This is a genomic window from Methylobacterium sp. WL6 (genome assembly GCF_008040095.1).
Classification (GTDB): domain Bacteria; phylum Pseudomonadota; class Alphaproteobacteria; order Rhizobiales; family Beijerinckiaceae; genus Methylobacterium.
Window position 1 is genome coordinate 13,400 of the sequence record NZ_VRVH01000013.1, and the last position, 23,941, is coordinate 37,340.

Below are 23,941 nucleotides of genomic sequence, written 5' to 3' on the forward strand. Positions count from 1 at the left end.
CGTCAGAGGACATCGCGCCGCTCGATCACGGCGAGGATCGTCTCGCGGACGCCGTCGAGGTTTTCGTCGATCTCGGCGTTGGCGATGCGGACGACCTCGAACCCGCATCGTCCGAGCCATTCGGTCCGATCGGCATCGGACGCGATCGCGGCCTGCGATCTATGCGTCGCACCCACGACCTCGACGACGAGCTTCGCCTCGATGCAGGCGAAATCGACGACGTAGCGATCGATCGGCCATTGCCGCCGGAACTTGCGCCCGTTCAGCTGCCGATTGCGGAGGACGCGCCAGAGCCGTGCCTCCGCACCGGTCTCCGCCGCCCGCAAATTCTTCGCACGCTGCGTCGGGTTCGGCATGCCATGACCTTACCTCACACGCCGACGCGACCTCGCGGATGCGCGACGCACTCCCTTTCCCGTTCGGGAGAGGGTTGGGGTGAGGGGACAGGTTCATCCGGAGAAGTCGCAACCCTCACCCTGTCCCTCTCCCGGACGGGAGAGGGGACCCGCGCTTCATCCTATCGGAAGTGTAGATCGTCCTGCCCTTCTCCCCCTGGGAGAAGGGACCCGCGGTTCACCCCACGATCGCTGAGAAGTCTGCGACTTCGCGGGTTGCGGCGCGCAGCGCATTGAGGAGGGCGAGGCGGTTCTCGCGAAGCGCCGCGTCGTCGGCGTTGACGGTGACGTGCTCGAAGAAGGCGTCCACCGGGGCGCGCAGGTGCGAGAGCGCCCGCATCGCGCCGGCAAAATCCTCCTTCGCGACCGCCGCCGAGGCCTCGGCCCGCGCCGTCGCCAAAGCCTCGGCCAGCGCCCGCTCCTCGGGCTGGCCGGCGGCGGCGAGCGCCGCATCGGGCTCGGCATCGTAGGCGCGGCCGTCCTTCTTTTCCTCGATGCGCAGGATGTTCGAGGCGCGCTTCACGCCGGCGAGCAGGTTCCTGCCGTCCTCGGTGTCGAGGAAGGCGCCGAGCGCCTCGACCCGGCGGACCACCATCAGCAGGTCGTCCTGGCCGGGCAGCGCGAAGACCGCATCGATCAGGTCGTGGCGGGCGCCCTTGTCGCGCAGGTAGACCTTGAAGCGATCGGCGAAGAAGGCCAGCAGGTCGGCGACGCGCTGGGCCGACGGGCTTCGGTCGGCCTCGCCTTCGGTCTCGACGATTGCGGAGAAATGGAAGCCGGCCGAGCCGAGATCGTCCTCGCGGATGCTTGCGGGCTCGGCGGAGGCGGCCGGCGCGCCACGGGTTTCCGCGATGGCGAACTGTCGGTTGGCGACGCTCGAAAGCGGCAGCCGCAGGGACCGCTCCAGCGTGGTCCGGATCACCCCCAAAGCCGCCCGCCGCAGCGCGTACGGGTCCTTGCTCCCGGTGGGCTTCTCGTCGATCGCCCAGAAGCCCACCAGCGTGTCGAGCTTGTCGGCGAGCGCCACCGCCACCGAGACCGGATCGGTCGGCACGCGGTCGCTCGGCCCGACCGGCTTGTAGTGCTCCTCGATCGCGGCACAGACGCTCGGGTTCTCGCCCTGGAGCGCGGCGTAGCGGGCGCCCATCAAGCCCTGCAGCTCGGGAAACTCGCCGACCATCTCGGTGACGAGGTCCGCCTTGGCGAGCCGCGCGGCGCGCTCGGCGAGGTCGGCATCGGCGCCGACGAGGGAGGCAAGCTCACGCGCGAGCGCCGCGATGCGCTGCACCCGCTCGCCCTGCGTCCCGAGCTTTTCGTGAAACACGATGGTGTCAAGCTTCGGCAGGCGGTCCGCGAGGCGGATCGCCTTGTCGGTCTCCCAGAAGAACTTCGCGTCCGAGAGCCGGGCGCGGACCACGCGCTCGTTGCCCGCGGTGATCGCGGCGCCGCCGTCCGTGGCGACGAGGTTCGAGACCAGGATGAAGGCCGGCGCCAGCGCGCCGCCGGCGTCGCGCACGACGAAGCATTTCTGGTTGGCGCGGATGGTGGCGCGCACCGCCTCGCCCGGGATGTCGAGGAAGCTTTGGTCGAAGGTGCCCATCAGCACCACCGGCCATTCGACGAGGCCTGCGACCTCCTCCAGCAGGCCCTCGTCCTCCACGAGCTCGAGGCCGCGGGCGAAGGCGAGGTCGCGGGCGTCGTGCAGGATGATGTCCTTGCGGCGATCCGCATCGAGCACGACCTTTGCGCGCTCCAGGCTCCGGACGTAGTCGTCGAAGCGACGGACCTCGATCGCGCCGGGCGCCAGGAAGCGGTGGCCGTAGGTGGTGGTGCCCGACGTGATGCCGCCGACCTCGAACGGCACCAGGTCCGGCGTCTCGGTCTCCGGGCCGAAGGTCGCGACGATCGATTGCAGCGGGCGCACCCAGCGCAGGGCGCCCGCCTGCGCCGAGGCCGCCCCCCAGCGCATGGATTTCGGCCAGGGGAAGCTCTTGATGATCGCCGGCAGGATCTCGGCCAGCACGTCCAGCGTCTCGCGGCCGGGCTTTTCGATCACCGCGAGGTAGAACTCGCCCTTCTTCGGGTCGATAATCGTCCGCGCCTGGTCGAGGCTCGTCAGCCCGGCGCCGCGCAGGAAGCCCTGCACCGCGGCGTCCGGCGCGCCGACCTTCGGTCCGCGCCGCTCCTCGCGCAAAGCCTCGCCGCGCGCGGGCAAGCCGGCGACGTGGAGCGCCAACCGGCGCGGGGTCGCGAAGGCCTTCGCGCCGTCGTAGAGGAAGCCGCGCTCCACAAGCGCGTCGGTGACGAGCTTCTTCAGATCCTCGGCCGCGCGCCGCTGCATGCGGGCCGGGATTTCTTCGGAGCGGAGTTCGAGCAGCAAATCGGGCATGGCCGCGGGAATAGACGCCCGCTCCGCGTCCGTCGAGACGGAGCGTGGGGAGAGGCGCGGGATGCCGCCGCTGATCTGCGCGTCGCGCTCGGGCTAGGGCAGCTTCGCAGAAAGGATCGTCACGAGATCCCAGGTTTGCGCCGTCGTCGAGCGCACGTCGGCGATCAGCCAGCGCCCGTTCTCGCGCACGAGATCGTAGCGCAGGTCCTGCGGCGTGCCGTTGTGGAAGGTCGCCTGCACCTCCGCACGCGCGTCGTCGGATGCGAGCATGGTGAGCTTCAGGGTCTTCTCCCAGTTCACCTCCGTGTCCTGCCCGTTCACGTAGAAGGCGAAATCCAGTCGGCCGACCTCGTTTCCGGCCTCGCGCCGGTCCCGCTCGTAGAGCGAGCGCAGGCCCGCGGCATAGAAGCCGACCGCGCCGATATCGTCCTTGGCGTAGAACGCGCGCACGGTCTCGACCGGGTCGGTGGCGGACTGGGCGAAGGCCGGAGCAGCGCCGAGGGCGAGCAAGGCCAGGGCGGCGAACGCGAACCGGTTCATGCCGCCGCCGGCGCGCCGCCAGCCTCCGTGAGCAGCCAGGCCGCGCCGCAGGCCTTGGCCAGCTCGCGCACCCGCAGGATGTAGCTCTGGCGCTCGGTCACCGAGATCACGCCGCGGGCGTCGAGCAGGTTGAAGACGTGGCTCGCCTTGATGCACTGGTCGTAGGCCGGCTGAACCATGCGGTGGCGCGCGCCCGCGCGCTCGGGCGCGCCGGCGTCGAGGTAGAGGCGGCAGGCCTTCTCGGAATCGGCGAACTGGCGGAACAGCATCGCCGTGTCGGCCGCCTCGAAGTTGTGCTGCGAATACTCCTGCTCGGCCTGCAGGAACACGTCGCCATAGGTGACCTTCTCCGCGCCCGCCCCGCCGTTGAAGTTCAGATCGTAGACGTTCTCCACGCCCTGCACGTACATCGCCAGGCGCTCCAGCCCGTAGGTCAGCTCGCCCGCGACCGGTGCGCATTCGAGGCCGGCGACCTGCTGGAAGTAGGTGAACTGGCTCACCTCCATGCCGTCGCACCAGCATTCCCAGCCGAGACCCCAGGCACCCAGCGTGGGGCTTTCCCAGTCGTCCTCGACGAAGCGGATGTCGTGCAGGGCGAGATCGACGCCGATCGCGGCGAGCGATTCGAGGTAGAGCTCCTGCAGGTTCTCGGGGTTCGGCTTCAGGATGACCTGGAACTGGTAGTAGTGCTGCAGCCGGTTCGGGTTCTCGCCGTAGCGCCCGTCCTTCGGCCGGCGCGAGGGCTGGACGTAGGCGGCCTTCCAAGGCTTCGGGCCGAGCGCGCGCAGCGTCGTCGCCGGGTGGAACGTGCCCGCCCCGACCTCCATGTCGTAGGGCTGCAGGATCACGCAGCCCTTGGCGGCCCAGAAGCGCTGCAGGGTCAGGATCAGGCCCTGGAACGACATTTTCGGGCTGAGATCGGCATCGCTCGGCATGGGCGCTTCTTCGTCGTCGGGCAGGGGAGGCGGCAGCGTTTAAGCGCGGGCGACCGCATTGGGCAACCGCGACGCCGGCGCGGGTCCGGGCGCACACCGATTGCGGCGCAATTTCGGCAGACAAGCGGAACCGTATCGCGACGGCCAAGTTTATTGCCCAACACTGGGATATCGGCCGCCCGCCCCGGCCGAACGCGATGGAACAACAGTCATGCGCAGCCTCGCCAAGAAGAACGTCACCGTCTTCGCGGTCCTCGTCGCCGCCTCGCTCGTCGCGACGCCGCTGGTGATGAGCGCCAGCAGCGCACTGGCAACCGTGGACGACGTCTCGGCGGTGGCCGTGCCGGTCGCGGTGGTGCCGGTCGAGGTGGCGCCCGTCGCCGCGCCGGCCGTCAAGGCCGAGGGCTGCACCCGCAAGGTGCGGGTGGTCTACAGCGGGTACGGCACGCCGGACGCCGCCTGCCTCGCGCGCTGAGCGCGCCGTCGTGTGGCGGCCTTGCGGCCTCCGCGCGACATCGCCTCACAGGCCGTAACGCGCCCAGGCCGCACGCTCCTCGATCGCGGCGATGGCCTCGTCGGCCACGCCGATCCCGCCCGGCGCCCCGCGGCGCAGCAGGCGGGCGACGAACGACCCCTTCGCCTCGGCGATCAACCTCAGGTCGACGCCCTCCCCGAATCGGGCGCGCAGCGTCGAGCGGATGTCGCCGATCGCGTCGACGAGCCCGAGCTCGAGAGCCTGCCGTCCCGTCCAGATCGCCCCCGTGAACAGGTTCTCGCCGGACCTCAACGTCGGGCGACGCGTCGTGACGAGACCGGTGAACAGGTCCTGCACGTCGGCCTGGATGCGCAGCAGGCGCTCGACGTCGGCCGGGTCCTCCGGCCGGAACGGATCGAGCATCGCCTTGGCGTCGCCCTGGGTGTGGACGCGGCGCTCGACGCCGATGCGTGCGAGCAGCTTGTCGAACCCGAAGCCGGCCGAGACGACACCGATCGAGCCGACCACCGAGGTCGGGTCGGCGACGATGGTGTCGGCCGCGCAGGCGATCATGTAGCCGCCCGACGCCGCCACGTCCTCGACGAAGGCGTAGACCGGCAGGTTCTTCTCCACGGCGAGATCTCGGATGCGCCGGTGGATCAGGTGGGATTGCGCCGGCGCGCCGCCCGGCGAGTTGATCACGATCGCCACGGCGACCGCGCCCGGCACCGCGAAGGCACGCTCCAGGCTGCCCGCCACCGTGGCGATCGAAAGGCCCGGGCGCAGCGGCGAGACCGCGCCGATCGCGCCGTTCAGGCGCACCACGGCGACGCGCGGCCGCGTCTTGCGAAAGCGCGCCGGCAGGAGCGCACGCACGAAATCCGGAACGGCGAAGGACATGGAGATCCGATGGTGGGAGAAGGCCCGCGTCGTGGGAGGTGGTCATCGCCGGCCCCGCGGCAAGGCTTGCGGAGCAGGGCGCGTCGTTTCGCGGCCTGCCGATCGAACCGAATCGCGCCGGCCACCGTTTCCGGCGCGGCGGAGCGTTCTCCGCCCGGGCGGGGCCCGACCCCTCGCCCGTCCCACAGGCAAGGAGAGGACGTCTCGATGCGATCCTGGAGATTTCTGATGGTCGTGCTCGCGCTGCTCGGCGGCGCGACGGGCCTGAGCCTCTCGGCGAAGGCCGCCCCGATGACGGTGCCGATCACCGCCGCGCAGAACGATGCCGCGCCGCTGGTGCAGAATGCCCGCTGGCACGGCCGCCGCCATTGGCACCGCCACCATCGCTGGCACCGGCATCACCGCTGGCACCGTCACCATCACTGGCGCCGGCATCATCACCACCACCATCACGGTCATCATCGCCGGCTGCGGTTCTACTGAGGTTTTGCGAGGGGGGCGTCCGGGACGCCCCCCTCTTTTCATGCGTCGCGGATGATTTGCGCCGCATGCACCTTCACGCCGGCCAGGGCCGGCCACGGTGCAGGGCGTCCGCCTCGGCGGTGAAGCCGCCGTCCGCCCCCTGCAGGACGAGCGGCGGATGCAATTCGAGCGCGGCACGGCTTCCCTTGGTCGCGCGCACGAGGATGCGGATCGCCGGACGCTCGGCGCGGGCGTGGACCGGACGGATCGCGACGCCGCCGAACCGGTTGCGCAGGGCTTCGAGGCAAAGCGGCAGGGCGTCGGCCCGGTGGATCAACCCGAGCCGACCGTCCGGTCGAAGCAGGTCGGTGCAGGTCCGGATCCAGCGCTCCAACCCGCCCACAGGGAAGTCGTGGGCGGCGGCCTTGCCCGCGTCCGGCGACGGGCGGTGACGTCCCGCCTCGAAGAACGGCGGGTTGGTGAGCACGATGTCGGCGCAACCCGTTGCGAGGCCGGCGCTGCGGCGATCGGCACCGGAGGCGAGCACGTCGGCCTCGACCACCGTCACCCGAAGGGCCATCGCGTTCAGCTCGGCGTTCCGGCGCGCCAGCGCGGCGATCTCGGGCGCGCGCTCGACCAGCACGATGCGGCTGCCGGGTGCGCGGATGCCGACCGCGAGCCCGACCGCCCCCGTCCCGGCCCCGACGTCGCAGACGACGTCACCCGGCTTCGGCTCGATCCACCGCGCCAGCAGGACCGCGTCGGTTCCGGCTCGATGGCTGCCGCGCGGCGGCTGCAGCAGGCGCAGGGTTCCGCCGAGAAAGTCGACCGGCACCTCGGCCATGATCAGGGCTTCGCATCGCGAAGCTCGTGCGCGAGCCCGGCGTCGCGCAGGAGCCGGCGCGCCTGCGCGGCATGATCGCCGGGCACCAGCAGGCGCCGGGGGAAGGCGCCGATCGAGCCCTCCATCAGGCTCATGTGGTTGTCGGCGACGAGCACCGGGATGTTGGCGCCTTCGAGCAGCGATTGCGCGAAGCCGATCAGGACAATGTCGTTGGTGCGGATCAGCTCGGTCATCACAACCCTGTTCGCGGTGGAGGGCGCTTTCGTCGCGTGCGCGCTGGCGTGCGCCGGCACCATATCCGGTTTCGCGGACGCATGTTGCGGTGCCCTCAAGCGCATGCGAAGGGGTGGCGCATCGCGCGCTGCAGTCGAAATCGGTCTGGAGGCATCGGACCTTGGGTGTCGTCGTTTCCATCGAAGAAGGCCGCCCCGACGCGGAAGCGAGCCTCGCCGACCTCGTGGCCCTGGTGTCGGGCGGCATGGAGCGGGTGAACGCCCAGATCCTGTCGCGCACCGGTTCCGACGTGGCGATGATCCCCGAGGTCGCCAACCACCTGATCGATTCCGGCGGCAAGCGCCTGCGCCCGATCCTCACCCTGGCGAGCGCCGACCTCTGCGGCTATTCCGGCCACGACGGGGACGTGAAGCTCGCTGCCAGCGTCGAGTTCATGCACACCGCGACCCTGCTGCACGACGACGTGGTGGACGGCAGCGACATGCGCCGCGGCCGAGTCGCGGCACGGATCAAGTGGGGCAACGAGGCGAGCGTGCTCGTCGGCGACTTCCTGCTTGGGCAAGCGTTCCGGATGATGGTCGAGGTCGGCTCCCTGCGCGCCCTCGACATCCTCTCGGCCGCCGCCACGGTGATCGCCGAGGGCGAGGTCATGCAGCTCACCGCCGCCAAGAACACCGGCACCTCGGAGGACGCGTACCTCGCGGTGATCCGTGCCAAGACCGCGGAGCTGTTCGCCGCCGCCTGCGAGGTCGGTCCGGTGCTCGCCGGGCGCCCGGTCGCCGAGCAGGAGGCCTGCCGCGCCTACGGCATGAACCTCGGCATCGCCTTTCAGCTCATCGACGACGTGCTCGACTACGGCGGCACCAGCGCAGCGCTCGGCAAGAACGTCGGCGACGATTTTCGCGAAGGCAAGATCACCCTGCCGATCGTGCTCGCCGTCCGCCGCGGCACCGAGGAGGAGCGCGCCTTCTGGCGCCGGACTCTGGAGCAGGGTGCGCTGGAAGACGGCGATCTCGAGACCGCGCACGCGATCCTGCGGCGCCACCACGCCCTCGAGGAGACGGTCGCCCGCGCGCGCGACTACGGCACGCTCGCACGGGATGCGCTCGATCCCTTCCCCGAAAGCCCGATGAAGTCGGCGCTGCTGCAGGTCGTGGATTTCTGCGTTTCGCGCGTCCACTGATCCGCACGCGGCGGCCCTCGAACCACTCCACAGATCCTCTCGACGCTTCCGCCCGTCCGTCAGCGCAGGTAGGTCGCGACCGTCCACCACGTCGGCTGCGTCGAACCGATCGCGCGCGCGGCCCGCGACGCCGAATGACGATCGGCGAAGACCGCGAACACCGTCGCGCCCGAACCCGACATCCGCGCAAGCCGGCAGCCCGCCTGGGTGCGGAGCGCCGCGAGCGCGGTGCCGATCGCCGGCGCCACGGTCAGCGCCGGGGCTTCGAGGTCGTTGCGCGCCGGCCCGATCGCCGCGACCAGAGCCTCGACCCCGGATCCCGGGCCGATCTCAGGATGGGGCACGCCGTTCAAGGCATCGCCGACCCGGAGGCCGAGCGCCTTGAACACCGGTGCCGTCGGCACCGGCACGCCGGGGTTGATCAGCACCGCCGGGAACGGCTGCATCCCGAGCGCCGGGCCGATCTCCTCGCCGGCGCCGCGCATCATGCGGGCCCGCGGATCGAGGCAGACCGGCACGTCGGCCCCGGTGGCCCGCGCGGCGGCGACCACCGCCGGATGGTCGAGGGGCAGGCCGTTCAGCTCCGCGAGCAGGCGCAGCGCCGCGGCCGCATCCGACGACCCTCCGCCGATCCCCGCCGCCACCGGCAGCCGCTTGACGAGATCGAACGCGCCGAGCCTGAGATCGGGCAACGCCTCCGCGAGGTGCCGGGCCGCCCGCACGACGAGGTTGTCGCCGGTCGGGCCGGCCGGTCCCGCGGTGGGGCCGCTCACAGAGAGCGACAGCTCCGGGCCGGGATCCAGCGTCAGCGCATCGCCGACGCCGGCGAACGCCACGAGGCTTTCCAGCACGTGGTAGCCGTCGCCGGGGCGACGACCGAGCACGTGCAGGGTCAGGTTGATCTTCGCCGGGGCGCGGGTGGTGAGCAGGGGCACGGGCTCTCGTCGGGGCGATGACTTGGAGCGGCAGGCCATACGAGGCGGGCGCCAGCGCGGCAACCCGCAGGCGTTCGGCCCGCATTGTCGGCCCGCCGAGGCCGGCCTAGGATCGCACGGTGTCCCGATCCGAATACGCCGATCCGCTGCCGGACGACCTCGCCACGTTGATCGCGGCGATCCGCACCCGCATGCGACCGCGGGCGATCTGGCTGTTCGGGAGCAGGGCCCGCGGCGATCATCGTGCCGACAGCGATTGGGACCTCGTTGTCGCGGTGCCGGACGATGTTTCCGACGATGCGCTCGATCCCATCATCGGGTGGTCGATCGGCCGCGAAGCCGGCATCTCCGCCACGATTCTCGCCGCCCGCGAAAGCGAGCTGGCCGAAAGCTGGGGCGTCCCGAATACCCTGAGCTATGCCCTCGCCCGCGAAGGCCTGAGACTCGATGTCCAAGGGGCGTAGGATCGCGACCTGCCTCGAGCTTGCCCGCGATTGTGCGAAGGATGCTCGCATCCTGCTCAAGGCCGAGTCGCGGAACGCTGCCTACTTGGCGTCGCAGGCCGCCGAGCACCTGATCACAGCCGTCGCCACGGCTGAGGGCATCCACATCGAGCGGAAGGACGCCCACCAGCTCGATACCATCGTTCGGAAGATCCCGGAGGAAAACCCGGATCGCCGGGCGCTCGCAGCGATTACGTTCCTGGAAGCCTACGCGACCAGCTATCGCTACGGGACACCGACAGGGCGTGTTCCGACGACTCCGTCGTCCGACCGCGTCGAGGACGCACTGGCAGTGATCGATGGGCTGATCGTATCCCTCGAAGAGCATTTCACGATCGAAGCCGAAGTCGGCGGGACCGCGTCGAACCCGGTCCCGCGTCGATAAGCCTGCTTCAGCCGCCGCTCTTCTTGTCGGCCGAGCCCGGCGCCTCGCTCGGGGCCGGGGCGCCCTTCGGCAGTTCCGGGTTCTCGGCGTTGTGCGGTGCGGCCACCGGAGCCGGCGGGTTCTCCGCCGTGGCGGTCGGCTTGTCGGTATCGGGCAGGCCGTTCTTCAGCTTCTCGTTGATCTGCACGAGGTCGTCGGGCTCGGGGTTCAGGTCCTTGGCGTGCTGCCACTGGAACTTGCCTTCGAGGCGCCGGCCGGAGCGCCAGTAGGCGTCGCCGAGGTGGTCGTTGATGGTCGGGTCGCCCGGCTTCAGTTCCACGGCCTTCTCGAGCTCGCGCACCGCGTCGTCCCAGCGCCCGAGGCGGAAATAGGCCCAGCCGAGGCTGTCGACGATCATGCCGTCGCGCGGGCTGGCGTCGGCCGCCTGCTTCAGCAGCTTGAAGGCGTCGTCGATGTTGATCTTCTGGTCGACCCAGGAATAGCCGAGATAGTTCAGGACCTGCGCCTTCGCGGCCGGCTGGCTCGCCGGCACGAGCTCCAGGGCCTTCTTCAGGTCGGCCTCGGCCTTCGGCCATTGCTTGGCGCGCTCGTAGGCGGTGCCGCGGAAATAGTAGGTCGTCCAGAAGTTCGCCTGCGGCCGGTCGCCGATGAGCGCGATCGCGCGGCTGTAGGTCTCGGCCGCCTCCTCGTACTTCTTACGCGAGCGCTGCACGTTGCCGAGCGCGGTGATGACGTCGATGTCGTCGGGATGCGCCTTCATCGCGGCGTCGAGGTACTGCAGCGCCTCATCGCCCTTGCCGGCCTGCTCGAGGTTGAGGCCGATCTGGATGTCGGCGTTGAGCTTCAGCGGCGAGGTCGCCGGGATCTGGGCGTAGGCCTCGTTCGCCTTCTCCGGCTGCTTCATCCGGTCGAGGGTGTCGGCGAGCGTCAGGCGCGCCAGCGCATGCTCGGGGGCGAGGTAGAGGGCGAGCCGGAGGTAGACCACCGCCGGCAGCTCGTCGCCCTGCGTCGAGCCGGCCGAGCCGAGCCCGTACAGCACCTCGCCGGCGCCTTCCTGCGCCGTGGTGACGAGGCGGGCGAGCGGCTTGCCGGCCTTCAGCTTGTCGAGGGCGTCGCGCACGATCGGGTGGCGCGGCATCAGCGCGTCGAAGTCGGTATAGGCCTGGATCGCGAGGTCGGTGCGGCCGGCATTGGCCTCGAACCGTGCGTAGGCGTCGACGATGCGCAGGGTGTTCTTGTCGGCGTCGTAGGCCGCCTTGAGGCGGCGCTCCGCCTCGGCCTGGTCGCCGGTGACGCTGGCGATCAGACCGGCATGATAGTCGCGGAAGGTGTTGTAGTAGCGCTCGCCCTTGAGCTTGCTCACGGTCTCGAGGGCGCGCTTGCCGTCGCCGGCACCCGCATAGGCCCAGGCGGTGAGGAGCGTCGCGGTGAGGTCGGCGGCGGCCCCGCGCCCGCTGCGCGAAAAATTCTGGCGGGCGGCGGCCCACTGGCCGGCCTTGATCTGGCGCACGCCGAGCGACAGCTGCGCCAGCCCGTTGGTCGAGTCGCGGTTGACGAGGCGCTCGGCCGCGCGGAACGCGTCGGGCAGGGCGCCGTCGGCGAGCAGCGAGACGAAGGCCCGCTCGAGCAGATCGGTGTTGCGCGGATCGGCCTTCACCGCCTCGCGGTAGAAGCTCGCCGCCGCCGCGGTGTCGCGGGAGGCCCCGGCGATGTAGGCCGAGAGGAAGTTGCCCTCAAGCGACTCCGCCGGCTCGTACTCCGACATCGGGCTGGATTCGCGCGGCTGCATCGCGAACGCTTGCCCGCCGAGCGAGACGCTCGCGGCGAGCGTCAGGGCGAGCACCGTGCGGGTGCGGCGGGGACGGACATCGGTCATGGGCACCGTTCACGGCTCCTGCGGGCGCCTGCCCATCGCGGCCGGGCGGCGCCGAATTCGGCGGGGACACTGGACTCTTCCCGCCATGCCCGCAAGGCGAAAGGATGGCGCGGGCCTGACCGCCGGACGCCGCCGGACCCGCCGCGATTCGATCGTTCCAGGCCCCGACGGACGACCCTTTCGGCTCGCGCGTCCGGTTCCCGCGAAGCGGGTTCGCCGAGCGAATCCGCTCCGCGCGACGTGAATCGCGCGGAGCGGACGAGGCGGATCGATCCGATCACATGTTGGGGTAGTTCGGCCCGCCAGGCCCCTCCGGCGTCACCCAGTTGATGTTCTGGTTGGGGTCCTTGATATCGCAGGTCTTGCAGTGGACGCAGTTCTGCGCGTTGATCTGGTAGCGCACGCCGTCGCCGGCGGCCGCATCCTCGACCCACTCGTAGACGCCCGCCGGGCAGTAGCGCGCGGAGGGCCCGCCGAACACGTCGTGCTCGGAGGTCTTCTGCAGGCCCATGTCCTTGACCTGAAGGTGGGCCGGCTGGTCCTCCTCGTGGTTGGTGTTCGAGAGGTAGACCGAGGACAGCCGGTCGAAGGTGAGCTTGCCGTCGGGCTTCGGGTAGACGATCGGCGTCACCTCGGAGATCGGCTTGGTGCAGGCGTGGTCGGGCTTGCCGTGCTTCAGCGTGCCGAAGATCGAGGCGTTCAGCAGGGTGTTGGACCACATGTCGAGGCCGCCCAAGCCCACGCCCGCGAGCGTGCCGTAGCGCGACCACAGCGGCTTGACGTTGCGGACCGCCTTGAGGTCGGTGCCGATCGCACTGTCGCGCCAGCCGGCATCGTAGGCGGTGAGCTCGTCGCCCTGGCGCCCGGCCTTCAGCGCGGCGGCGATGGCGTCGGCTGCCTGCATCCCAGAGAGCACCGCGTTGTGCGAGCCCTTGATGCGCGGCACGTTCACGAAGCCGGCGGAATCGCCGACGAGGCAGCCGCCGGGGAAGACGAGCTTCGGCACCGATTGCCAGCCGCCTTCCATGATCGCGCGGGCGCCGTAGCCGATGCGCTTGGCGCCCTCGAACACCTCGCGGATCATCGGGTGGGTCTTGAAGCGCTGGAACTCCTCGAACGGCGACAGGGTTGGGTTCTCGTAGTTCAGGTGCGTGACGAAGCCGACCGAGAGCAGGTGGTCGTCGAAGTGGTAGAGCCACGAGCCGCCGCCGGCCTTGTTCGGCAGCGGCCAGCCCATCGAGTGCCGCACCAGGCCCGGCTCGAATTTGCCGGGGGCGAGCTGCCACAGCTCCTTCACGCCGAGCCCGTACTTCTGGTGGTCGCTGTGCCGGTTGAGCTGGAACCGGTCGATCACCGTCTTGGTCAGCGAGCCGCGCGCCCCCTCGCCGAAGATCACGTACTTGCCGCGCAGCTCCATGCCGCGAGTGTAGTCGTCGCGCGGCTCGCCCGACTTGGCGATGCCGAGGTCGCCGGTGGCGACGCCGACGACGACGCCCCGGTCATCGTAGAGCACCTCGGAGGCCGGGAAGCCGGGATAGATCTCGACGCCGAGCGCCTCGGCCTTCGCGCCTAGGTACTTGGTCACGTTCGAGAGCGAGCCGACGAAGTTGCCGTGGTTCGACATGAACTTGGGGAAGAACAGGTTCGGCAGGGTGACGCCGCTGTTCTTGGTCAGGAACAGGAACTCGTCGCGCTCCACCGCGGTCTTCAGCGGCCGCTCGGGATCGTCGCGCCAGTCCGGCACGAGGACGTCGAGGCCCGACGGGTCGATCACGGCGCCCGACAGGATGTGGGCGCCGACCTCGGAGCCCTTCTCCACGACGACCACGTTGACCTCGTCGCCGCTTTCGAGCGCGTGCTGCTTCAGGCGGATGGCGGCGGCGAGCCCGGCCGGCCCCGCGCCGACGACGACCACGTCGAAATCCATGCCCTCGCGTTCGGGATGCGCCATGCCTGTCGTCTCCTGCCGTGTCTCGTTCGTGCGCGCGGACCGTGCGTCTCCGCCGTCCGACCGTTCGATGCGCCGTTGCCGTCGTTCTGAACCCGTTCCAATGTAGGTTGGCAAGCCGCTGCTGGCAGGGGATCGGGCGCGAGAGCGGCCAAGTTGCGCAGCGTCCCGGCCTGACGCCGACCGGAATGCCGCGTTGTCCACAGGCGTGCGAAGCCCCACATGATGCTCATGACCTCGTCGGCGGACGCACAGCGCGACCTGATCGCGTACCTCGATTTCCATGTGGAGAGCGGCGTCGACCTCGCCCTCGACGAGGCGCCGCACGATCGCTTCCGGGAAGCCGACACCCCGGCGCCGACCCTGCGCCGCAGCGCGCCCGTGCGCGAGGCGCAGGTGGACGCGCCGCGCCTGGAACAGCCGGAAGCGCCGCGCCGCGAGCTGCCGCCGCGGGTCGATCCGCCGCCGGCGCCCGAGAAGGCTCCGCCGCGTACCTACGGGCAGTCGGCATCGGCAAAGCCCGAGGATGCGGCGATCGATGCGCGGGCACGGGCGAAGGATGTCGGGACGCTCGAGGAGCTCGAGGCGTTGATGGCGACCTTCGACGCCTGCCCGCTGAAGTTCACCGCCAAGAACCTCGTCTTCGCCGACGGCAATCCGGCCGCGAAGCTGATGTTCATCGGCGAGGCGCCCGGCGCCGACGAGGACCGCATCGGCAAGCCGTTCATGGGCCGCTCGGGCCAGCTGCTCGACCGGATGATGGCGGCGATCGGCCTCGACCGGACCAAGGCCTACGTCGCCAACGTGGTGCCCTGGCGGCCGCCGGGCAACCGCGAGCCGACGATCCAGGAATTGGCCGTGTGCCGGCCGTTCCTGGAGCGCCAGATCGAGCTGGCCAACCCCGACATCATCGTCTGCCTCGGCAGCCCGGCGACGAAGGCGATCACCGGCACCAAGGACGGCATCCTGAAGGCGCGCGGGCGGTTCTACCCCTACGCGATGCCTCACCGCACCGTGCGGGCCCTCGCCACCCTGCACCCGGCCTACCTGCTGCGGCAGCCGATGCAGAAGCGGCTCGCCTGGCGCGATTTCCGGCTGCTGCGCACCGCGCTCGACGGAAAAGCTTGACCGTTCCCTCGGAACCGTCCTTCGACCTGTGTCATTACCCTGCGACTCGCGATAACGGCGTCGTGAGAACGAGTGGCGGTCGAGACCATGCGCTGGGACGATTTTCGGAGTTCGGACAACGTCGAGGATCGTCGCGGCGAGGGCGGCGGTGGCGGGATGGGCTTCCCGGGCGGCGGCGCCGGCGGCCTCGGCATCGGCGCGATCGTCGTCATCCTGATCATCAGCTGGGTCACGGGCATCAACCCGGCGATCCTGATGGGGGGCGCCGAGCAGATCACCCGTGGCGGCGGCAGCCAGCGCGAGGAGCCGGCCGATCCGCAGACCCAGACGCGCCGCAAGACCGCGCCGACCGACGACAGCGGCCGCTTCGCCTCCAAGATCCTCGGCAACACCGAGGACGTATGGAGCCAGATCCTGCCGAACCAGACCGGCAAGCAGTACACCCCGACGACGATGGTGCTCTACACCGGCGGCACCCGCAGCGGCTGCGGCTCGGCCCAGGCCGCGATGGGCCCGTTCTACTGCCCGCTCGACAAGAAGGTCTATCTCGACACGGGCTTCTTCAAGGAGATGGAGCAGAAGTTCGGCGTGAAGGGCGACTTCGCCTACGCCTACGTCATCGCCCACGAGGTCGGCCACCACGTGCAGGACGTCCTCGGCATTCTCGGCAAGGTTCAGGCCCGGCAGCAGCAGGCGTCCTCGAAGCGCGACGCCAACGCGCTTTCCGTGCGGATCGAGCTGATGGCCGACTGCCTTGCCGGCGTCTGGGCCAAGAACTCCAACGACAAGTACAACGCGCTCGAGCAGGGCGACATCGACGAGGCGATGAACGCGGCGAGCGCGATCGGCGACGACAAGCTGCAGAAGCAGAGCCAAGGCTACGCCGTGCCGGATTCGTTCACCCACGGCTCGTCCGAGCAGCGCCAGCGCTGGTTCATGAGCGGCTACAAGAGCGGCCAGACGAAGTCCTGCGACACGTTCCGGACCGCGAACAACTGATCTTGGCTAGCTTGCTCCCTCCTCTGCGGGGGGAGCGATGCGGCTCACGCCGATTCCGAGCGCTCGGGCTGGCACGCACGAGCGCTCTCCGCGCGTCGAACGATGCCGTGACGGCGATGCGGGAGAGAATGGTGGACGGTGCAGGGATCGAACCTGCGACCTTTCCCGTGTGAAGGGAACGCACTACCGCTGTGCTAACCGTCCGTACCGCGCGGCGACACGCCGTCGCCGCGACCGGGGCGACCGGCGCTGGCGCCTTCGATCCCGGGACGAGGGCCTTCTAGGGCGGGGTAGGCGGCGGCGTCAAGCTGCAGAACCGGCGCAACCGCCCACCAATGTCGACGGCCGCGCCGGCTCCGATCGGAAAACCGCCTCGCGACCTACTGGCCGCCGGCGTTGCCGCCGCCGCCGCGGCCCATCTGGGGAACGCCGCGCTCGGGCTGGTCGGCGTTGCCGCCCGCCGCGGAATCCGTCGTGACCGTCGCCGCGCCGGTGCCGGTCGGCGCGACCACGGCGCCGGCCCCGGAGCCGCTGTTCGTGGCGCCACCCGGAACCGCGACGGTGCCCGGCGGCGTGCCCGGCGCGACCTGCTGAGGCGGGTTCGGCTGGCGGATCGGTGCCGGCGCGTTGCTCTGGGCGAAGGCCGGCGTCGCCGCGGCGACGAGGGTGGCGAGGAGGATCGATCGCATCGGAGGGTGATCTCCCTGGATAGTGGACGCCGCGCTGCGCGCAGCCGGTCGAACGACACAGGTCTTCAACCGCGAAACCCGGCGCGCGTTTCCGTCGGTCCTCGCGGGGCGTGCGGCTCCCTCCGTCCGACAGGCTGTGGCCGAGCGGGTCGATTGGGGGTTATGAGCCCAGCATGGCTCCTCTCGTCCGCTTCGCGCCGTCTCCGACCGGCTTCCTTCACATCGGCAATGCGCGCCCGGCGCTGCTGAACGCGCTGTTAGCCCGCGCGCGCGGCGGCCGCTTCCTGCTCCGGCTGGACGACACCGACCGCGAACGCTCGACCGAGGCCTTCGCCGAGGCGATCGAGACCGACCTCGCCTGGCTCGGCATCGTGCCGGATCTACGCGCCCGCCAATCCGATCGGACCGCGATCTACGACGCGGCCGCCGACAGGTTGAAGGCGCTCGGCCGGCTCTATCCCTGCTACGAGACGTCGGAGGAGCTGGAGCGGCGGCGCAAGCGCCAGCTCGGCCGCGGCCTGCCGCCGATCTACGACCGCGCCGCGCTCGCCCTCACCGCCAACGAGCGGGCGGCGATGGAGGCCGAGGGCCGCATCCCGCATTGGCGCTTCAAGCTCGAGCCGCGCGTCGTCGCCTGGGACGACCTCGTCCGCGGCGAGGCCCATGTCGACTGCGCCTCGCTCTCGGACCCGGTGCTGGTGCGGGCCGACGGCAGCTACCTCTACACGCTGCCCTCGGTGGTCGACGACGCCGACCTCGGCGTCACCCACGTGATCCGCGGCGAAGACCACGTCACCAACACCGGCGTTCAGGTGCAGATCTTCGAGGCGCTGGCGGCGACGCTGCCGATCTTCGGCCACCACAACCTGCTGACCACGGCGGACGGGGAGGGGCTTTCCAAGCGCCTCGGCCACCTCTCGCTGCGGTCCTTGCGCGAGGCGGGCTACGAGCCGGCCGCCGTCCGCTCGCTCGCCGTGCTGACCGGATCGGCGGAGGCGGTCCGCGCCGTCGCGACGCTGGACGAGCTCGCCGGCCTCGTCGACCTCGCCCACATCTCGCGGGCGCCGGCCAAGTTCGACCCGCACGAGCTCGACGGGCTCAACGCCCGCATCCTGCACGCGATGCCCTTCGCCGACGCCGCCGAGCGCCTGGACGCGCTCGGCATCCCGGCCGCGGCCGCCGAGCCGCTGTGGCTCGCGGTGCGGGCCAACCTGCACAGGATCGACGAGGTCCGGGACTGGTGGGGGGTGGTGGCCGGGCCGGTGACACCGGTGATCGCAGACGCCGCCGTGACGGCGGCGGCCCTCGACACCCTTCCGCCCGAACCCTACGGACCCGAAACCTGGAAGGCCTGGACGACGACGATCCGCGAGCGGACCGGCGCCAAGGGCAAGGCGCTGTTCATGCCGCTGCGCCTGGCGCTCACGGGGCTGGAGCACGGGCCCGACCTTGCGGGCCTGCTGCCGCTGATCGGCCGGGACCGCACCGGGCGACGGCTCGCCGGAGAGACCGCCTGAGACGCCGCCTCCCGGGCGGATCCTGGAAAAAACGTCGGCCTGCTCTACTCGGCGAGATCGAGGAGATGGCGGCCCTCGCGATCGTCGATCTCGATGATCCACAGGTCGGAATCGAACCGGATCTCCTTGGTCAGGCGCTCCTCCGCATCAAGCGGCGTGCCCTCCGGAACCATCGCCACGAAGCGACGCCCGCCGGTATCCTCGTCCTCGAACAGCGCTTGCGGCGCCGGCCCGTAGAGGTCGGCGCGGCCGTCGAGGCGATCGACCTTGACGAAGATCGCGCCGGCCTCCGCCGCGCCCCGGCGGCGCTGCACCGCGGAGATCCCCTCGACGGCCAGTCGCCGCAGATGGGCCGAAACCCAGAAATCGGAGCGCAGGCGCGGCATGGACCCTCCCGGTGCGGATGCGCGCCGGGCATGCGCCGCGCCGGACCGCGATGCAATCAGGCCGGGGGCAGGGCCGCGCGGGCGGCGAGCTCGCGAAGCGTGCGGCCGGCGGCCTCGCCCTTCACCGGCAGCTTGCGGTCGCGCTCGAACTTCTCGATCGCCGCGCGGGTGGTCGCTCCCATCAGCCCGTCGGCCTTGAGCGGGCCGTAGCCGAGCTTCGACAAGGCCTTCTGCGCCTGCATCACCGCCGGCTGCGGCTTGGGCGGCTCGACGGCACTCTTGGGCGTCACCGAAGCGGTCGTCTCGTCGGATCGGATCAGGTCGGCGATCGGATCGCGGGCGGCGGCCCTAGCGGCCTCTGCTGCCTTGAGAGGCGTGCGCGCCGTCTCGGCCGGCCGGTCGGCATCGGCGACCTTCTCAGGCACCGACCTCGCGGCGGGGTCCTTTCTCGCGGCATCCTTGCTCGCCGCATCCTTGCTCATCGCATCTTGGCGGATCGCGATCTTCGGCAGGATCGGGGCCGGGTGGCGCCCGTTCTGGTAGCCGAGGGCGTTCATCGAGACGACCACCACCGCGCCGAACGCGACCACGCCGCCGAACAGCGCGCCGGGATTGCGCCGGCACATCCGGAACGTCCCGCTGGCGACGGCGCCGACCCGGACGCTCGACCTGCCCAAGGACAAGCGCAACGACGCGCGCGCTGCGAACGACGGCGCGCGCCGCATCCGCCGCGAGGAGATCGACGGCGAGCCCACCAGCGGCGGGTCGTCGGGCGGCATGACGCCGTCCCTGACGCCCGGCGGCAGCGTCGGCCTCGGCGGCAAGTTCTGATCGTCAGGCCGCTTTCGGGCCGCGACCGTAATAGTCGTCGAGCCGGCCGCCATAAGCCGGATCGGCGAAGCCGTCCTCGCCGGCGCCGTGGCTCGGCGCGCCGGCGAGCGTCGCCGGGTCGATGTCCACCACGTAGCCGCCGAGCTCGACGCTGTAGGTCAGCGCCTTCCACGGCAGCGGGTGGTGGTTCTCGCCGAGCCCCAGGAACCCGCCGAAGGCGAGCACCGCGTAGGCGACCTGGCCCGAGACCTTGTCGACCATGAAGTTGTGCACCGCGCCGAGGTGCTTGCCGGCGGCATCGTAGACCGCCGTGCCCTCGACCTTGTTGGAGGCGATCAGCCGGACGGTCTCGTCGATGGCGACGCCCTCGGCCGAGGGGTCGAGCTCCATCGAGCCGGCCTTGCGGATGCTGCGCTCGTTGGGAAGATCTGTCGGCATCGCGATACCCTTTCGCAGGACTGCACGGACCCGGCATCCCGGGCGTTCGCAGGGGAAAGCTCGGACCCGCGATGGGTTCCGCGGGCCCCTTCAGCCTTCCGGGCCGGCTTCCGCCTCAGCGCGCCGCAGGGCGACACGGTTGCGCACGCCGCGGCTCGCGAACAGCATCTCGGTCCCGAAGGCGACCAGCGCCAGGAGCGTGCACAGGATCGCCGTGCCGAACAACGCGAACAGCACGCCGGCCACGGTGGCGTCGCGCAGCGCGCCGACGAACAGCGTCAGGACGGCGCCGCAGGTCGAGACCCCCGAAAGCGCCGCGAGCACCACGGCCGCGTCGAGCAGCAGCGCCCGCAGCCGCAGGCGGTCGAGCCGGTGGCCGAGGCGGCGGCGCTCCGCCTCGCTCGCGCCCGCGAGCAGGCTCGACGCCCGCTCCGCCTGATCCGACACGCGGGCGAGGCGCGCGCCGAAGACGTTGAGCAGGGTCGCCACCCCGGACAGCAGGAACACCGGCGTCAGCGCCACCTGGATGATGTGCGCGATGCCGTCGAGGGTGTTCGGCTCGAGGCTCGACATGGGCAGAGGTTTCCGCGGCGCGAGGAGGAAGGCGGGAGGGCCGTCCTCCGACGCCGCCAACGTCCGGGCGGCCGGACGGTTCGCGAGGATCCGGCGTCCGCTCCGGCCTTCGCGCCCTCAGATCAATCCGCCGCCATGCGGGTGATCGCAAGCATTCGGCTCAGCGGCGATGCCGATGCCGAGCCCGAGGACCACGGCGAACGCGGAGACGAAAGCGAGGGCGAGGGCGGTGCTGACCATGCCCGGATCTGTCCTCCGGTTGGGTGAAGAAAGGGTTTCGCGGCGCGAAAACCGGTGCCGAACCCGCCCGCCGGCGCCACACCCTGTGGATGATGAAGGGAACTGTTCCAGTTTTCCCTTGGAACGGCTGCGCTAGCCCTTAGTTCTTGCTGCTATGCTCACCCCTGCTGCGGGGATGTCACGTTCACGCTCGCAGCGAGAACCGGAGGAACCCCATGGCAACCAAGACGACGGAAAAGGCCGCCCCGAAGGCTGCGAAGGAGACCAAGGACGCCAAGCCCGCGAAGGCTGCAGCCCCCAAGGCGACCAAGGCCGCCGCCGGCGCCAAGCCGAACGCCCTGCAGCAGCCGCTGAAGCCCTCGGCCGATCTCGGCGCCATCGTCGGCACCAGCCCGATCCCGCGCGGCGAGGTCGTCAGCAAGGTCTGGGAATACATCAAGAAGCACAACCTCCAGAACCCGGAGAACAAGCGCGAGATTCTCGCCGACGACAAGCTCAAGAAGGTGTTCGGCAAGGACAAGTGCAGCATGTTCGAAATGAACAAGCACCTCGCCGCCCACCTCAAGGCCTGAGCCGCGCCGGACCCGTCGTCGGGTCGATCCGGAGACGCGGTTCCCGGATCGTCCTGCTTCGACGGTGCGCTCGAACGGGGCGGCGCCACGCCGCCCCGCGCGACCCGATCAGGCGTCAGGCGATGTTGCGCAGGACGCCGCCATCCACCCGAAGCGCCGCGCCGCTGGTCGCGCTCGCCGCCGGGCTGCAGACATAGGCCACCATGTTGGCCACTTCCTCGACGCTGGCCAGCCGTCCGATCAGCGATGTCGGGCGGTGCTCGGCGACGAACTGGCGGCCGAGGGCGTCGAGATCGGCCTCGCCCGATCCGCCGGCCATCTGCTTCATGAAATCGGCGACGCCCTCAGACAGGGTCGGCCCCGGCAGCACGCTGTTGACCGTGACGCCGGTGCCCGAGACCGTCTCGGCGAGCCCGCGCGAGACCGCGAGTTGCGCCGTCTTCGTCATCCCGTAATGGACCATCTCGACCGGGATGTTGATGCCCGACTCGCTGGCGATGAAGACCACGCGGCCCCAGCCCCGCGCCACCATCCCCGGCGCGTAGGCGCGCGACAGCCGCACGCCGCTCATCACGTTGACGTCGAAGAAGCGCTGCCAGTCGCCATCGGGGATGTCGAAGAACGGCTTCGGCTCGAAGATCCCCGTGTTGTTGACCAGGATGTCCACGTCCGGCAGCGCCGCGACAAGCGCGGCGACCCCGTCGGCCGTCGCCACGTCGCCGACCGCCGCGAAGGCCTCGCCGGCCTGGGGCTTCCCGCGCAGGGCCGCGATGGCCGCCTCGACCCGTTCCGCGGTGCGCCCGTTGATGCCGACGCTGGCGCCGAGGTCGAGGAGCGCCTGGGCGATCCCGAAGCCGATGCCGCCGGTGGAGCCGGTGACGAGGGCGCGGCGGCCCTTCAGGTTCATGTCCATTTCGGTCGATCCCTGGTTGCCGCGATGTCTCGCGATGCCGATCAACGCGCCGGTCCGGCCCCGGGTGGCATGCAGCCTATCCGGCTCTGCCCCGCCGCAGAACGCTGGCGCAGCCGCCGAACACGGCGAGCGCCACCGCGGACCACAGCGCCAGCGACACCGCCCGCTCCGGCCCGGCGCCCTGGGTCATCCCGAAGATCACCGCCACCATCGCCGCGCCGAGGGACTGGCCGGTGAGCCGCGCCGTCGACTGCATGCCGCTCGCCCCGCCGCTGCGCTCGCGCGGGGCGGCGGTGATGATGACCTTGTTGTTCGGCGTCTGGAACAGGCCGAAGCCGAGGCCGCTCAGCGTCAGCCGCCAGACGATGTCGAGGGTCGCCGGGTGCGCCGGCAGCAGCGCCATCGCGGCGATGCCCGACGCCATCAGCGCGAGGCCGATGCCGCCGAGCAGCCCCGGCGGGTAGCGGTCGGCGAGCCGCCCGGCGACCGGCGCCATCGCCGCGATCGCGATCGGCCAGGGCGTCATCAGGAAGCCGGTCTGCGTGCCCGAGAGGTGCAGCACGTCCTGGAAATAGAAGGGCAGGGCGATGTAGGCGCTCATCTGCGCCGCGAACGAGGCGATCGAGGTCGCCATCGACAGCGCGAAGGCCGGGATCCGCAGGAGGTCCACCGGCAGCAGCGGAGCCCGCAGGCGCAGCTGGTACAGCACGAACACCGCGCCGACCGCGACGGCGCCCGCGATCTCGGCGAAGGCGATCGCCCGCCCGTCGGCGTCGCCGAGGCGGTCGACGCCGACGATCAGCAGGCCGAAGGTCAGCGCGTTCAGCACCGCGCTCAATGCGTCGAAGCGCGCGCCGCTGCGCGGCGTCGCCGGCAGCGTCCGCGAGGCGACGAGGAAGGCGAGGCCGCCCACCGGCAGGTTGACCAGGAACAGCCACGGCCAGGACGCCACCGAGAGGATCGCGGCGGCGACCGTCGGGCCGGCCGCGGAGGCGACGGCGACGACGAGCGCCACGTTGCCAACGCCGCGGCCGATCATCCGGTGGGGATAGATGAAGCGCACCAGCGCGATGTTGACGCTCATCACGCCGGCGGCGCCGAGCCCCTGCGCCAGGCGCCCGGCGATCAGGAAGCCGAGGCTCGGCGCGAAGGCGCAGGCGAGCGAGGCCGCGACGAACGCCGCCAGCCCGGCGAGGTACACGCGCTTGTAGCCGAGGATGTCGCCGAGGGAGGCGAAGGGCAGGAGCGCCGCCGTCACCGCGATCTGGTAGCCGTTGACCACGAAGATCGCCGCGGCCGGATCGACCGCGAGGTCCTTGGCCATCACCGGCAGCGCCACGTTGACGATCGCCCCGTCGAGCACCGCCATGGTCATGGCGAGCGACACCGCCGCCATCGCCAGCAGGCGCTCGCGCGGGGGAAGCCCGTCGGCCGGCCTCGCGGCGGCCGGGCTCCCGTCGCCGAGGCCGCTTGCCGCCTGCGCTTCCTCCTCCGCCCCGCGGATCGCGCGTCGTCCGGACGATCCGGCCGTCTCGGTCATCGTCGAAAACCTCGTTCTGGGCCGACCCCGGCCGGGCCCGCCGCCGTGGGTTCGCCTGGCGCTTGCGCCCGCACATAGCGGCTTCACGCAGGCTTGAGCAGCGCGCCGGTG

Annotated in this window: 28 protein-coding genes and 1 tRNA gene; 10 read left to right on the top strand and 19 right to left on the bottom strand. The window is 70.9% G+C overall.

All coding sequences use genetic code 11. The features are described 5' to 3' along the window. Window positions 1–2: 2 nt before the first annotated feature. The 4 genes from FV230_RS03605 to FV230_RS03620 all read right to left on the bottom strand — a co-directional run bounded on the left by FV230_RS03605 (window position 3) and on the right by FV230_RS03620 (window position 4,259). Window positions 3–356 carry a DUF559 domain-containing protein gene (locus tag FV230_RS03605; RefSeq protein ID WP_147841291.1) on the bottom strand — a complete coding sequence of 118 codons (354 nt, stop codon included), beginning with the start codon at window positions 354–356 and terminating at the stop codon, window positions 3–5. A gap of 217 nt (window positions 357–573) precedes the next feature. Continuing rightward, window positions 574–2,784 carry a glycine--tRNA ligase subunit beta gene (gene glyS, locus FV230_RS03610; protein WP_147841292.1) on the bottom strand — a complete coding sequence of 737 codons (2,211 nt, stop codon included), beginning with the start codon at window positions 2,782–2,784 and terminating at the stop codon, window positions 574–576. 93 nt (window positions 2,785–2,877) lie between these two features. Further along, window positions 2,878–3,324 (bottom strand): DUF3828 domain-containing protein, encoded by a 447-nt coding sequence (locus FV230_RS03615; protein ID WP_147841293.1) that lies wholly within the window; start codon window positions 3,322–3,324, stop codon window positions 2,878–2,880. Further along, window positions 3,321–4,259, bottom strand: a complete 939-nt coding sequence (locus tag FV230_RS03620; RefSeq protein WP_147841294.1) for a glycine--tRNA ligase subunit alpha — start codon at window positions 4,257–4,259, stop codon at window positions 3,321–3,323. The genes FV230_RS03615 and FV230_RS03620 overlap by 4 nt, the downstream gene beginning before the upstream one ends. Before the next feature lie 211 nt (window positions 4,260–4,470). On the opposite strand from FV230_RS03620, the gene FV230_RS03625 reads away from it, so the two are divergent. Then, window positions 4,471–4,734: a hypothetical protein gene (locus FV230_RS03625; RefSeq protein WP_147725407.1), complete on the top strand. Its 264-nt coding sequence runs from the start codon at window positions 4,471–4,473 to the stop codon at window positions 4,732–4,734. Between the two features lie 45 nt (window positions 4,735–4,779). Here the strand turns inward: FV230_RS03625 and FV230_RS03630 are convergent, their stop codons facing one another. Next, window positions 4,780–5,634: a S49 family peptidase gene (locus FV230_RS03630; protein ID WP_147841295.1), complete on the bottom strand. Its 855-nt coding sequence runs from the start codon at window positions 5,632–5,634 to the stop codon at window positions 4,780–4,782. A gap of 228 nt (window positions 5,635–5,862) precedes the next feature. On the opposite strand from FV230_RS03630, the gene FV230_RS03635 reads away from it, so the two are divergent. Next, window positions 5,863–6,117, top strand: coding sequence for a hypothetical protein (locus FV230_RS03635; protein ID WP_187275371.1), 255 nt, complete (start codon window positions 5,863–5,865; stop codon window positions 6,115–6,117). Window positions 6,118–6,190: 73 nt separating this feature from the next. On the opposite strand, the gene FV230_RS03640 is transcribed toward FV230_RS03635, so the two are convergent. Continuing rightward, the gene (locus FV230_RS03640) at window positions 6,191–6,940 is read right to left on the bottom strand and encodes a methyltransferase (RefSeq protein WP_147841297.1); all 750 of its coding nucleotides are present in this window, start codon (window positions 6,938–6,940) and stop codon (window positions 6,191–6,193) included. A gap of 2 nt (window positions 6,941–6,942) precedes the next feature. Further along, complete coding sequence (locus FV230_RS03645; RefSeq protein WP_147841298.1) at window positions 6,943–7,173, bottom strand: DUF2007 domain-containing protein; 231 nt, start codon at window positions 7,171–7,173, stop codon at window positions 6,943–6,945. A 161-nt stretch (window positions 7,174–7,334) separates the two neighbouring features. Between FV230_RS03645 and FV230_RS03650 the strand changes: the two genes are divergently transcribed. Continuing rightward, window positions 7,335–8,357 (top strand): polyprenyl synthetase family protein, encoded by a 1,023-nt coding sequence (locus FV230_RS03650; protein WP_147725412.1) that lies wholly within the window; start codon window positions 7,335–7,337, stop codon window positions 8,355–8,357. 59 nt (window positions 8,358–8,416) lie between these two features. Here the strand turns inward: FV230_RS03650 and FV230_RS03655 are convergent, their stop codons facing one another. Beyond that, window positions 8,417–9,292, bottom strand: coding sequence for a 4-(cytidine 5'-diphospho)-2-C-methyl-D-erythritol kinase (locus tag FV230_RS03655; RefSeq protein ID WP_147841299.1), 876 nt, complete (start codon window positions 9,290–9,292; stop codon window positions 8,417–8,419). A 167-nt stretch (window positions 9,293–9,459) separates the two neighbouring features. On the opposite strand from FV230_RS03655, the gene FV230_RS03660 reads away from it, so the two are divergent. Continuing rightward, on the top strand, window positions 9,460–9,756 hold the full coding sequence (locus FV230_RS03660; protein ID WP_147841300.1) for a nucleotidyltransferase domain-containing protein: 297 nt from the start codon (window positions 9,460–9,462) through the stop codon (window positions 9,754–9,756). Beyond that, window positions 9,740–10,180 (top strand): HEPN domain-containing protein, encoded by a 441-nt coding sequence (locus FV230_RS03665; protein ID WP_147841301.1) that lies wholly within the window; start codon window positions 9,740–9,742, stop codon window positions 10,178–10,180. The genes FV230_RS03660 and FV230_RS03665 overlap by 17 nt, the downstream gene beginning before the upstream one ends. Window positions 10,181–10,187: 7 nt before the next feature. Here FV230_RS03665 and FV230_RS03670 read toward each other — a convergent pair whose 3' ends face one another. After that, complete coding sequence (locus FV230_RS03670) at window positions 10,188–12,056, bottom strand: tetratricopeptide repeat protein (protein ID WP_147841315.1); 1,869 nt, start codon at window positions 12,054–12,056, stop codon at window positions 10,188–10,190. A 277-nt stretch (window positions 12,057–12,333) separates the two neighbouring features. After that, window positions 12,334–14,007: an electron transfer flavoprotein-ubiquinone oxidoreductase gene (locus FV230_RS03675; protein ID WP_147725416.1), complete on the bottom strand. Its 1,674-nt coding sequence runs from the start codon at window positions 14,005–14,007 to the stop codon at window positions 12,334–12,336. 228 nt (window positions 14,008–14,235) lie between these two features. Between FV230_RS03675 and FV230_RS03680 the strand changes: the two genes are divergently transcribed. Continuing rightward, the gene (locus tag FV230_RS03680; RefSeq protein WP_147841316.1) at window positions 14,236–15,132 is read left to right on the top strand and encodes a uracil-DNA glycosylase; all 897 of its coding nucleotides are present in this window, start codon (window positions 14,236–14,238) and stop codon (window positions 15,130–15,132) included. An 87-nt stretch (window positions 15,133–15,219) separates the two neighbouring features. After that, entirely contained in the window at window positions 15,220–16,131 is a 912-nt protein-coding gene (locus tag FV230_RS03685) for a neutral zinc metallopeptidase (RefSeq protein ID WP_147841317.1), read from the top strand. A 129-nt stretch (window positions 16,132–16,260) separates the two neighbouring features. Here FV230_RS03685 and FV230_RS03690 read toward each other — a convergent pair. Next, window positions 16,261–16,335: transfer RNA gene (locus tag FV230_RS03690), tRNA-Val, on the bottom strand. A 176-nt stretch (window positions 16,336–16,511) separates the two neighbouring features. After that, complete coding sequence (locus FV230_RS03695) at window positions 16,512–16,820, bottom strand: hypothetical protein (protein WP_147841302.1); 309 nt, start codon at window positions 16,818–16,820, stop codon at window positions 16,512–16,514. A 173-nt stretch (window positions 16,821–16,993) separates the two neighbouring features. Between FV230_RS03695 and gltX the strand changes: the two genes are divergently transcribed. Then, complete coding sequence (gene gltX, locus FV230_RS03700; protein WP_147841303.1) at window positions 16,994–18,337, top strand: glutamate--tRNA ligase; 1,344 nt, start codon at window positions 16,994–16,996, stop codon at window positions 18,335–18,337. A 44-nt stretch (window positions 18,338–18,381) separates the two neighbouring features. Here gltX and FV230_RS03705 read toward each other — a convergent pair whose 3' ends face one another. After that, a complete protein-coding gene (locus FV230_RS03705; protein ID WP_147841304.1) occupies window positions 18,382–18,723 on the bottom strand; it encodes a DUF1491 family protein in 342 nt (113 codons plus the stop codon). Between the two features lie 56 nt (window positions 18,724–18,779). Beyond that, window positions 18,780–19,349, bottom strand: coding sequence for a peptidoglycan-binding domain-containing protein (locus tag FV230_RS03710; RefSeq protein ID WP_246694718.1), 570 nt, complete (start codon window positions 19,347–19,349; stop codon window positions 18,780–18,782). Here FV230_RS03710 and FV230_RS30500 point away from each other — a divergent pair. Then, the gene (locus tag FV230_RS30500; protein ID WP_246694719.1) at window positions 19,336–19,554 is read left to right on the top strand and encodes a hypothetical protein; all 219 of its coding nucleotides are present in this window, start codon (window positions 19,336–19,338) and stop codon (window positions 19,552–19,554) included. The genes FV230_RS03710 and FV230_RS30500 overlap by 14 nt on opposite strands. A 3-nt stretch (window positions 19,555–19,557) precedes the next feature. On the opposite strand, the gene FV230_RS03715 is transcribed toward FV230_RS30500, so the two are convergent. From FV230_RS03715 to FV230_RS31180, 3 genes are all read right to left on the bottom strand, one after another. Further along, window positions 19,558–19,992 (bottom strand): PRC-barrel domain-containing protein, encoded by a 435-nt coding sequence (locus FV230_RS03715; protein ID WP_147841306.1) that lies wholly within the window; start codon window positions 19,990–19,992, stop codon window positions 19,558–19,560. A 90-nt stretch (window positions 19,993–20,082) separates the two neighbouring features. Further along, window positions 20,083–20,565, bottom strand: coding sequence for a DUF2721 domain-containing protein (locus tag FV230_RS03720; protein ID WP_147841307.1), 483 nt, complete (start codon window positions 20,563–20,565; stop codon window positions 20,083–20,085). A 117-nt stretch (window positions 20,566–20,682) separates the two neighbouring features. Further along, window positions 20,683–20,805: a hypothetical protein gene (locus FV230_RS31180; RefSeq protein WP_281408248.1), complete on the bottom strand. Its 123-nt coding sequence runs from the start codon at window positions 20,803–20,805 to the stop codon at window positions 20,683–20,685. Between the two features lie 215 nt (window positions 20,806–21,020). Between FV230_RS31180 and FV230_RS03725 the strand changes: the two genes are divergently transcribed. Beyond that, entirely contained in the window at window positions 21,021–21,377 is a 357-nt protein-coding gene (locus FV230_RS03725; protein ID WP_147727136.1) for an SWIB/MDM2 domain-containing protein, read from the top strand. Window positions 21,378–21,492: 115 nt separating this feature from the next. On the opposite strand, the gene FV230_RS03730 is transcribed toward FV230_RS03725, so the two are convergent. Together FV230_RS03730 and FV230_RS03735 are read right to left on the bottom strand one after the other, a co-directional pair. After that, window positions 21,493–22,290, bottom strand: coding sequence for an SDR family NAD(P)-dependent oxidoreductase (locus FV230_RS03730; protein ID WP_147841308.1), 798 nt, complete (start codon window positions 22,288–22,290; stop codon window positions 21,493–21,495). A 76-nt stretch (window positions 22,291–22,366) separates the two neighbouring features. Further along, the gene (locus FV230_RS03735; protein ID WP_243932323.1) at window positions 22,367–23,686 is read right to left on the bottom strand and encodes an MFS transporter; all 1,320 of its coding nucleotides are present in this window, start codon (window positions 23,684–23,686) and stop codon (window positions 22,367–22,369) included. Between the last annotated feature and the right edge of the window lie 255 nt (window positions 23,687–23,941).

Excerpts from the sequence above, each read along its gene's own strand:
- FV230_RS03730 (WP_147841308.1), bottom strand. The coding sequence starts at position 22,290 with ATGGACATGAACCTGAAGGGCCGCCGCGCCCTCGTCACCGGCTCCACC.
- FV230_RS03720 (WP_147841307.1), bottom strand. The coding sequence starts at position 20,565 with ATGTCGAGCCTCGAGCCGAACACCCTCGACGGCATCGCGCACATCATC.
- FV230_RS03635 (WP_187275371.1), top strand. The coding sequence starts at position 5,863 with ATGGTCGTGCTCGCGCTGCTCGGCGGCGCGACGGGCCTGAGCCTCTCG.
- FV230_RS03645 (WP_147841298.1), bottom strand. The coding sequence starts at position 7,173 with ATGACCGAGCTGATCCGCACCAACGACATTGTCCTGATCGGCTTCGCG.
- FV230_RS03675 (WP_147725416.1), bottom strand. The coding sequence starts at position 14,007 with ATGGCGCATCCCGAACGCGAGGGCATGGATTTCGACGTGGTCGTCGTC.
- FV230_RS03735 (WP_243932323.1), bottom strand. The coding sequence starts at position 23,686 with ATGGCGGCGGTGTCGCTCGCCATGACCATGGCGGTGCTCGACGGGGCG.
- FV230_RS03640 (WP_147841297.1), bottom strand. The coding sequence starts at position 6,940 with ATGGCCGAGGTGCCGGTCGACTTTCTCGGCGGAACCCTGCGCCTGCTG.
- FV230_RS03615 (WP_147841293.1), bottom strand. The coding sequence starts at position 3,324 with ATGAACCGGTTCGCGTTCGCCGCCCTGGCCTTGCTCGCCCTCGGCGCT.
- FV230_RS03680 (WP_147841316.1), top strand. The coding sequence starts at position 14,236 with ATGACCTCGTCGGCGGACGCACAGCGCGACCTGATCGCGTACCTCGAT.
- FV230_RS03725 (WP_147727136.1), top strand. The coding sequence starts at position 21,021 with ATGGCAACCAAGACGACGGAAAAGGCCGCCCCGAAGGCTGCGAAGGAG.
- FV230_RS03685 (WP_147841317.1), top strand. The coding sequence starts at position 15,220 with ATGCGCTGGGACGATTTTCGGAGTTCGGACAACGTCGAGGATCGTCGC.
- FV230_RS03695 (WP_147841302.1), bottom strand. The coding sequence starts at position 16,820 with ATGCGATCGATCCTCCTCGCCACCCTCGTCGCCGCGGCGACGCCGGCC.
- FV230_RS03630 (WP_147841295.1), bottom strand. The coding sequence starts at position 5,634 with ATGTCCTTCGCCGTTCCGGATTTCGTGCGTGCGCTCCTGCCGGCGCGC.
- FV230_RS03665 (WP_147841301.1), top strand. The coding sequence starts at position 9,740 with ATGTCCAAGGGGCGTAGGATCGCGACCTGCCTCGAGCTTGCCCGCGAT.
- FV230_RS03705 (WP_147841304.1), bottom strand. The coding sequence starts at position 18,723 with ATGCCGCGCCTGCGCTCCGATTTCTGGGTTTCGGCCCATCTGCGGCGA.
- FV230_RS03625 (WP_147725407.1), top strand. The coding sequence starts at position 4,471 with ATGCGCAGCCTCGCCAAGAAGAACGTCACCGTCTTCGCGGTCCTCGTC.
- FV230_RS03670 (WP_147841315.1), bottom strand. The coding sequence starts at position 12,056 with ATGACCGATGTCCGTCCCCGCCGCACCCGCACGGTGCTCGCCCTGACG.
- FV230_RS31180 (WP_281408248.1), bottom strand. The coding sequence starts at position 20,805 with ATGGTCAGCACCGCCCTCGCCCTCGCTTTCGTCTCCGCGTTCGCCGTG.
- FV230_RS03715 (WP_147841306.1), bottom strand. The coding sequence starts at position 19,992 with ATGCCGACAGATCTTCCCAACGAGCGCAGCATCCGCAAGGCCGGCTCG.
- FV230_RS03620 (WP_147841294.1), bottom strand. The coding sequence starts at position 4,259 with ATGCCGAGCGATGCCGATCTCAGCCCGAAAATGTCGTTCCAGGGCCTG.
- glyS (WP_147841292.1), bottom strand. The coding sequence starts at position 2,784 with ATGCCCGATTTGCTGCTCGAACTCCGCTCCGAAGAAATCCCGGCCCGC.
- FV230_RS03605 (WP_147841291.1), bottom strand. The coding sequence starts at position 356 with ATGCCGAACCCGACGCAGCGTGCGAAGAATTTGCGGGCGGCGGAGACC.
- FV230_RS03710 (WP_246694718.1), bottom strand. The coding sequence starts at position 19,349 with ATGTGCCGGCGCAATCCCGGCGCGCTGTTCGGCGGCGTGGTCGCGTTC.
- gltX (WP_147841303.1), top strand. The coding sequence starts at position 16,994 with ATGGCTCCTCTCGTCCGCTTCGCGCCGTCTCCGACCGGCTTCCTTCAC.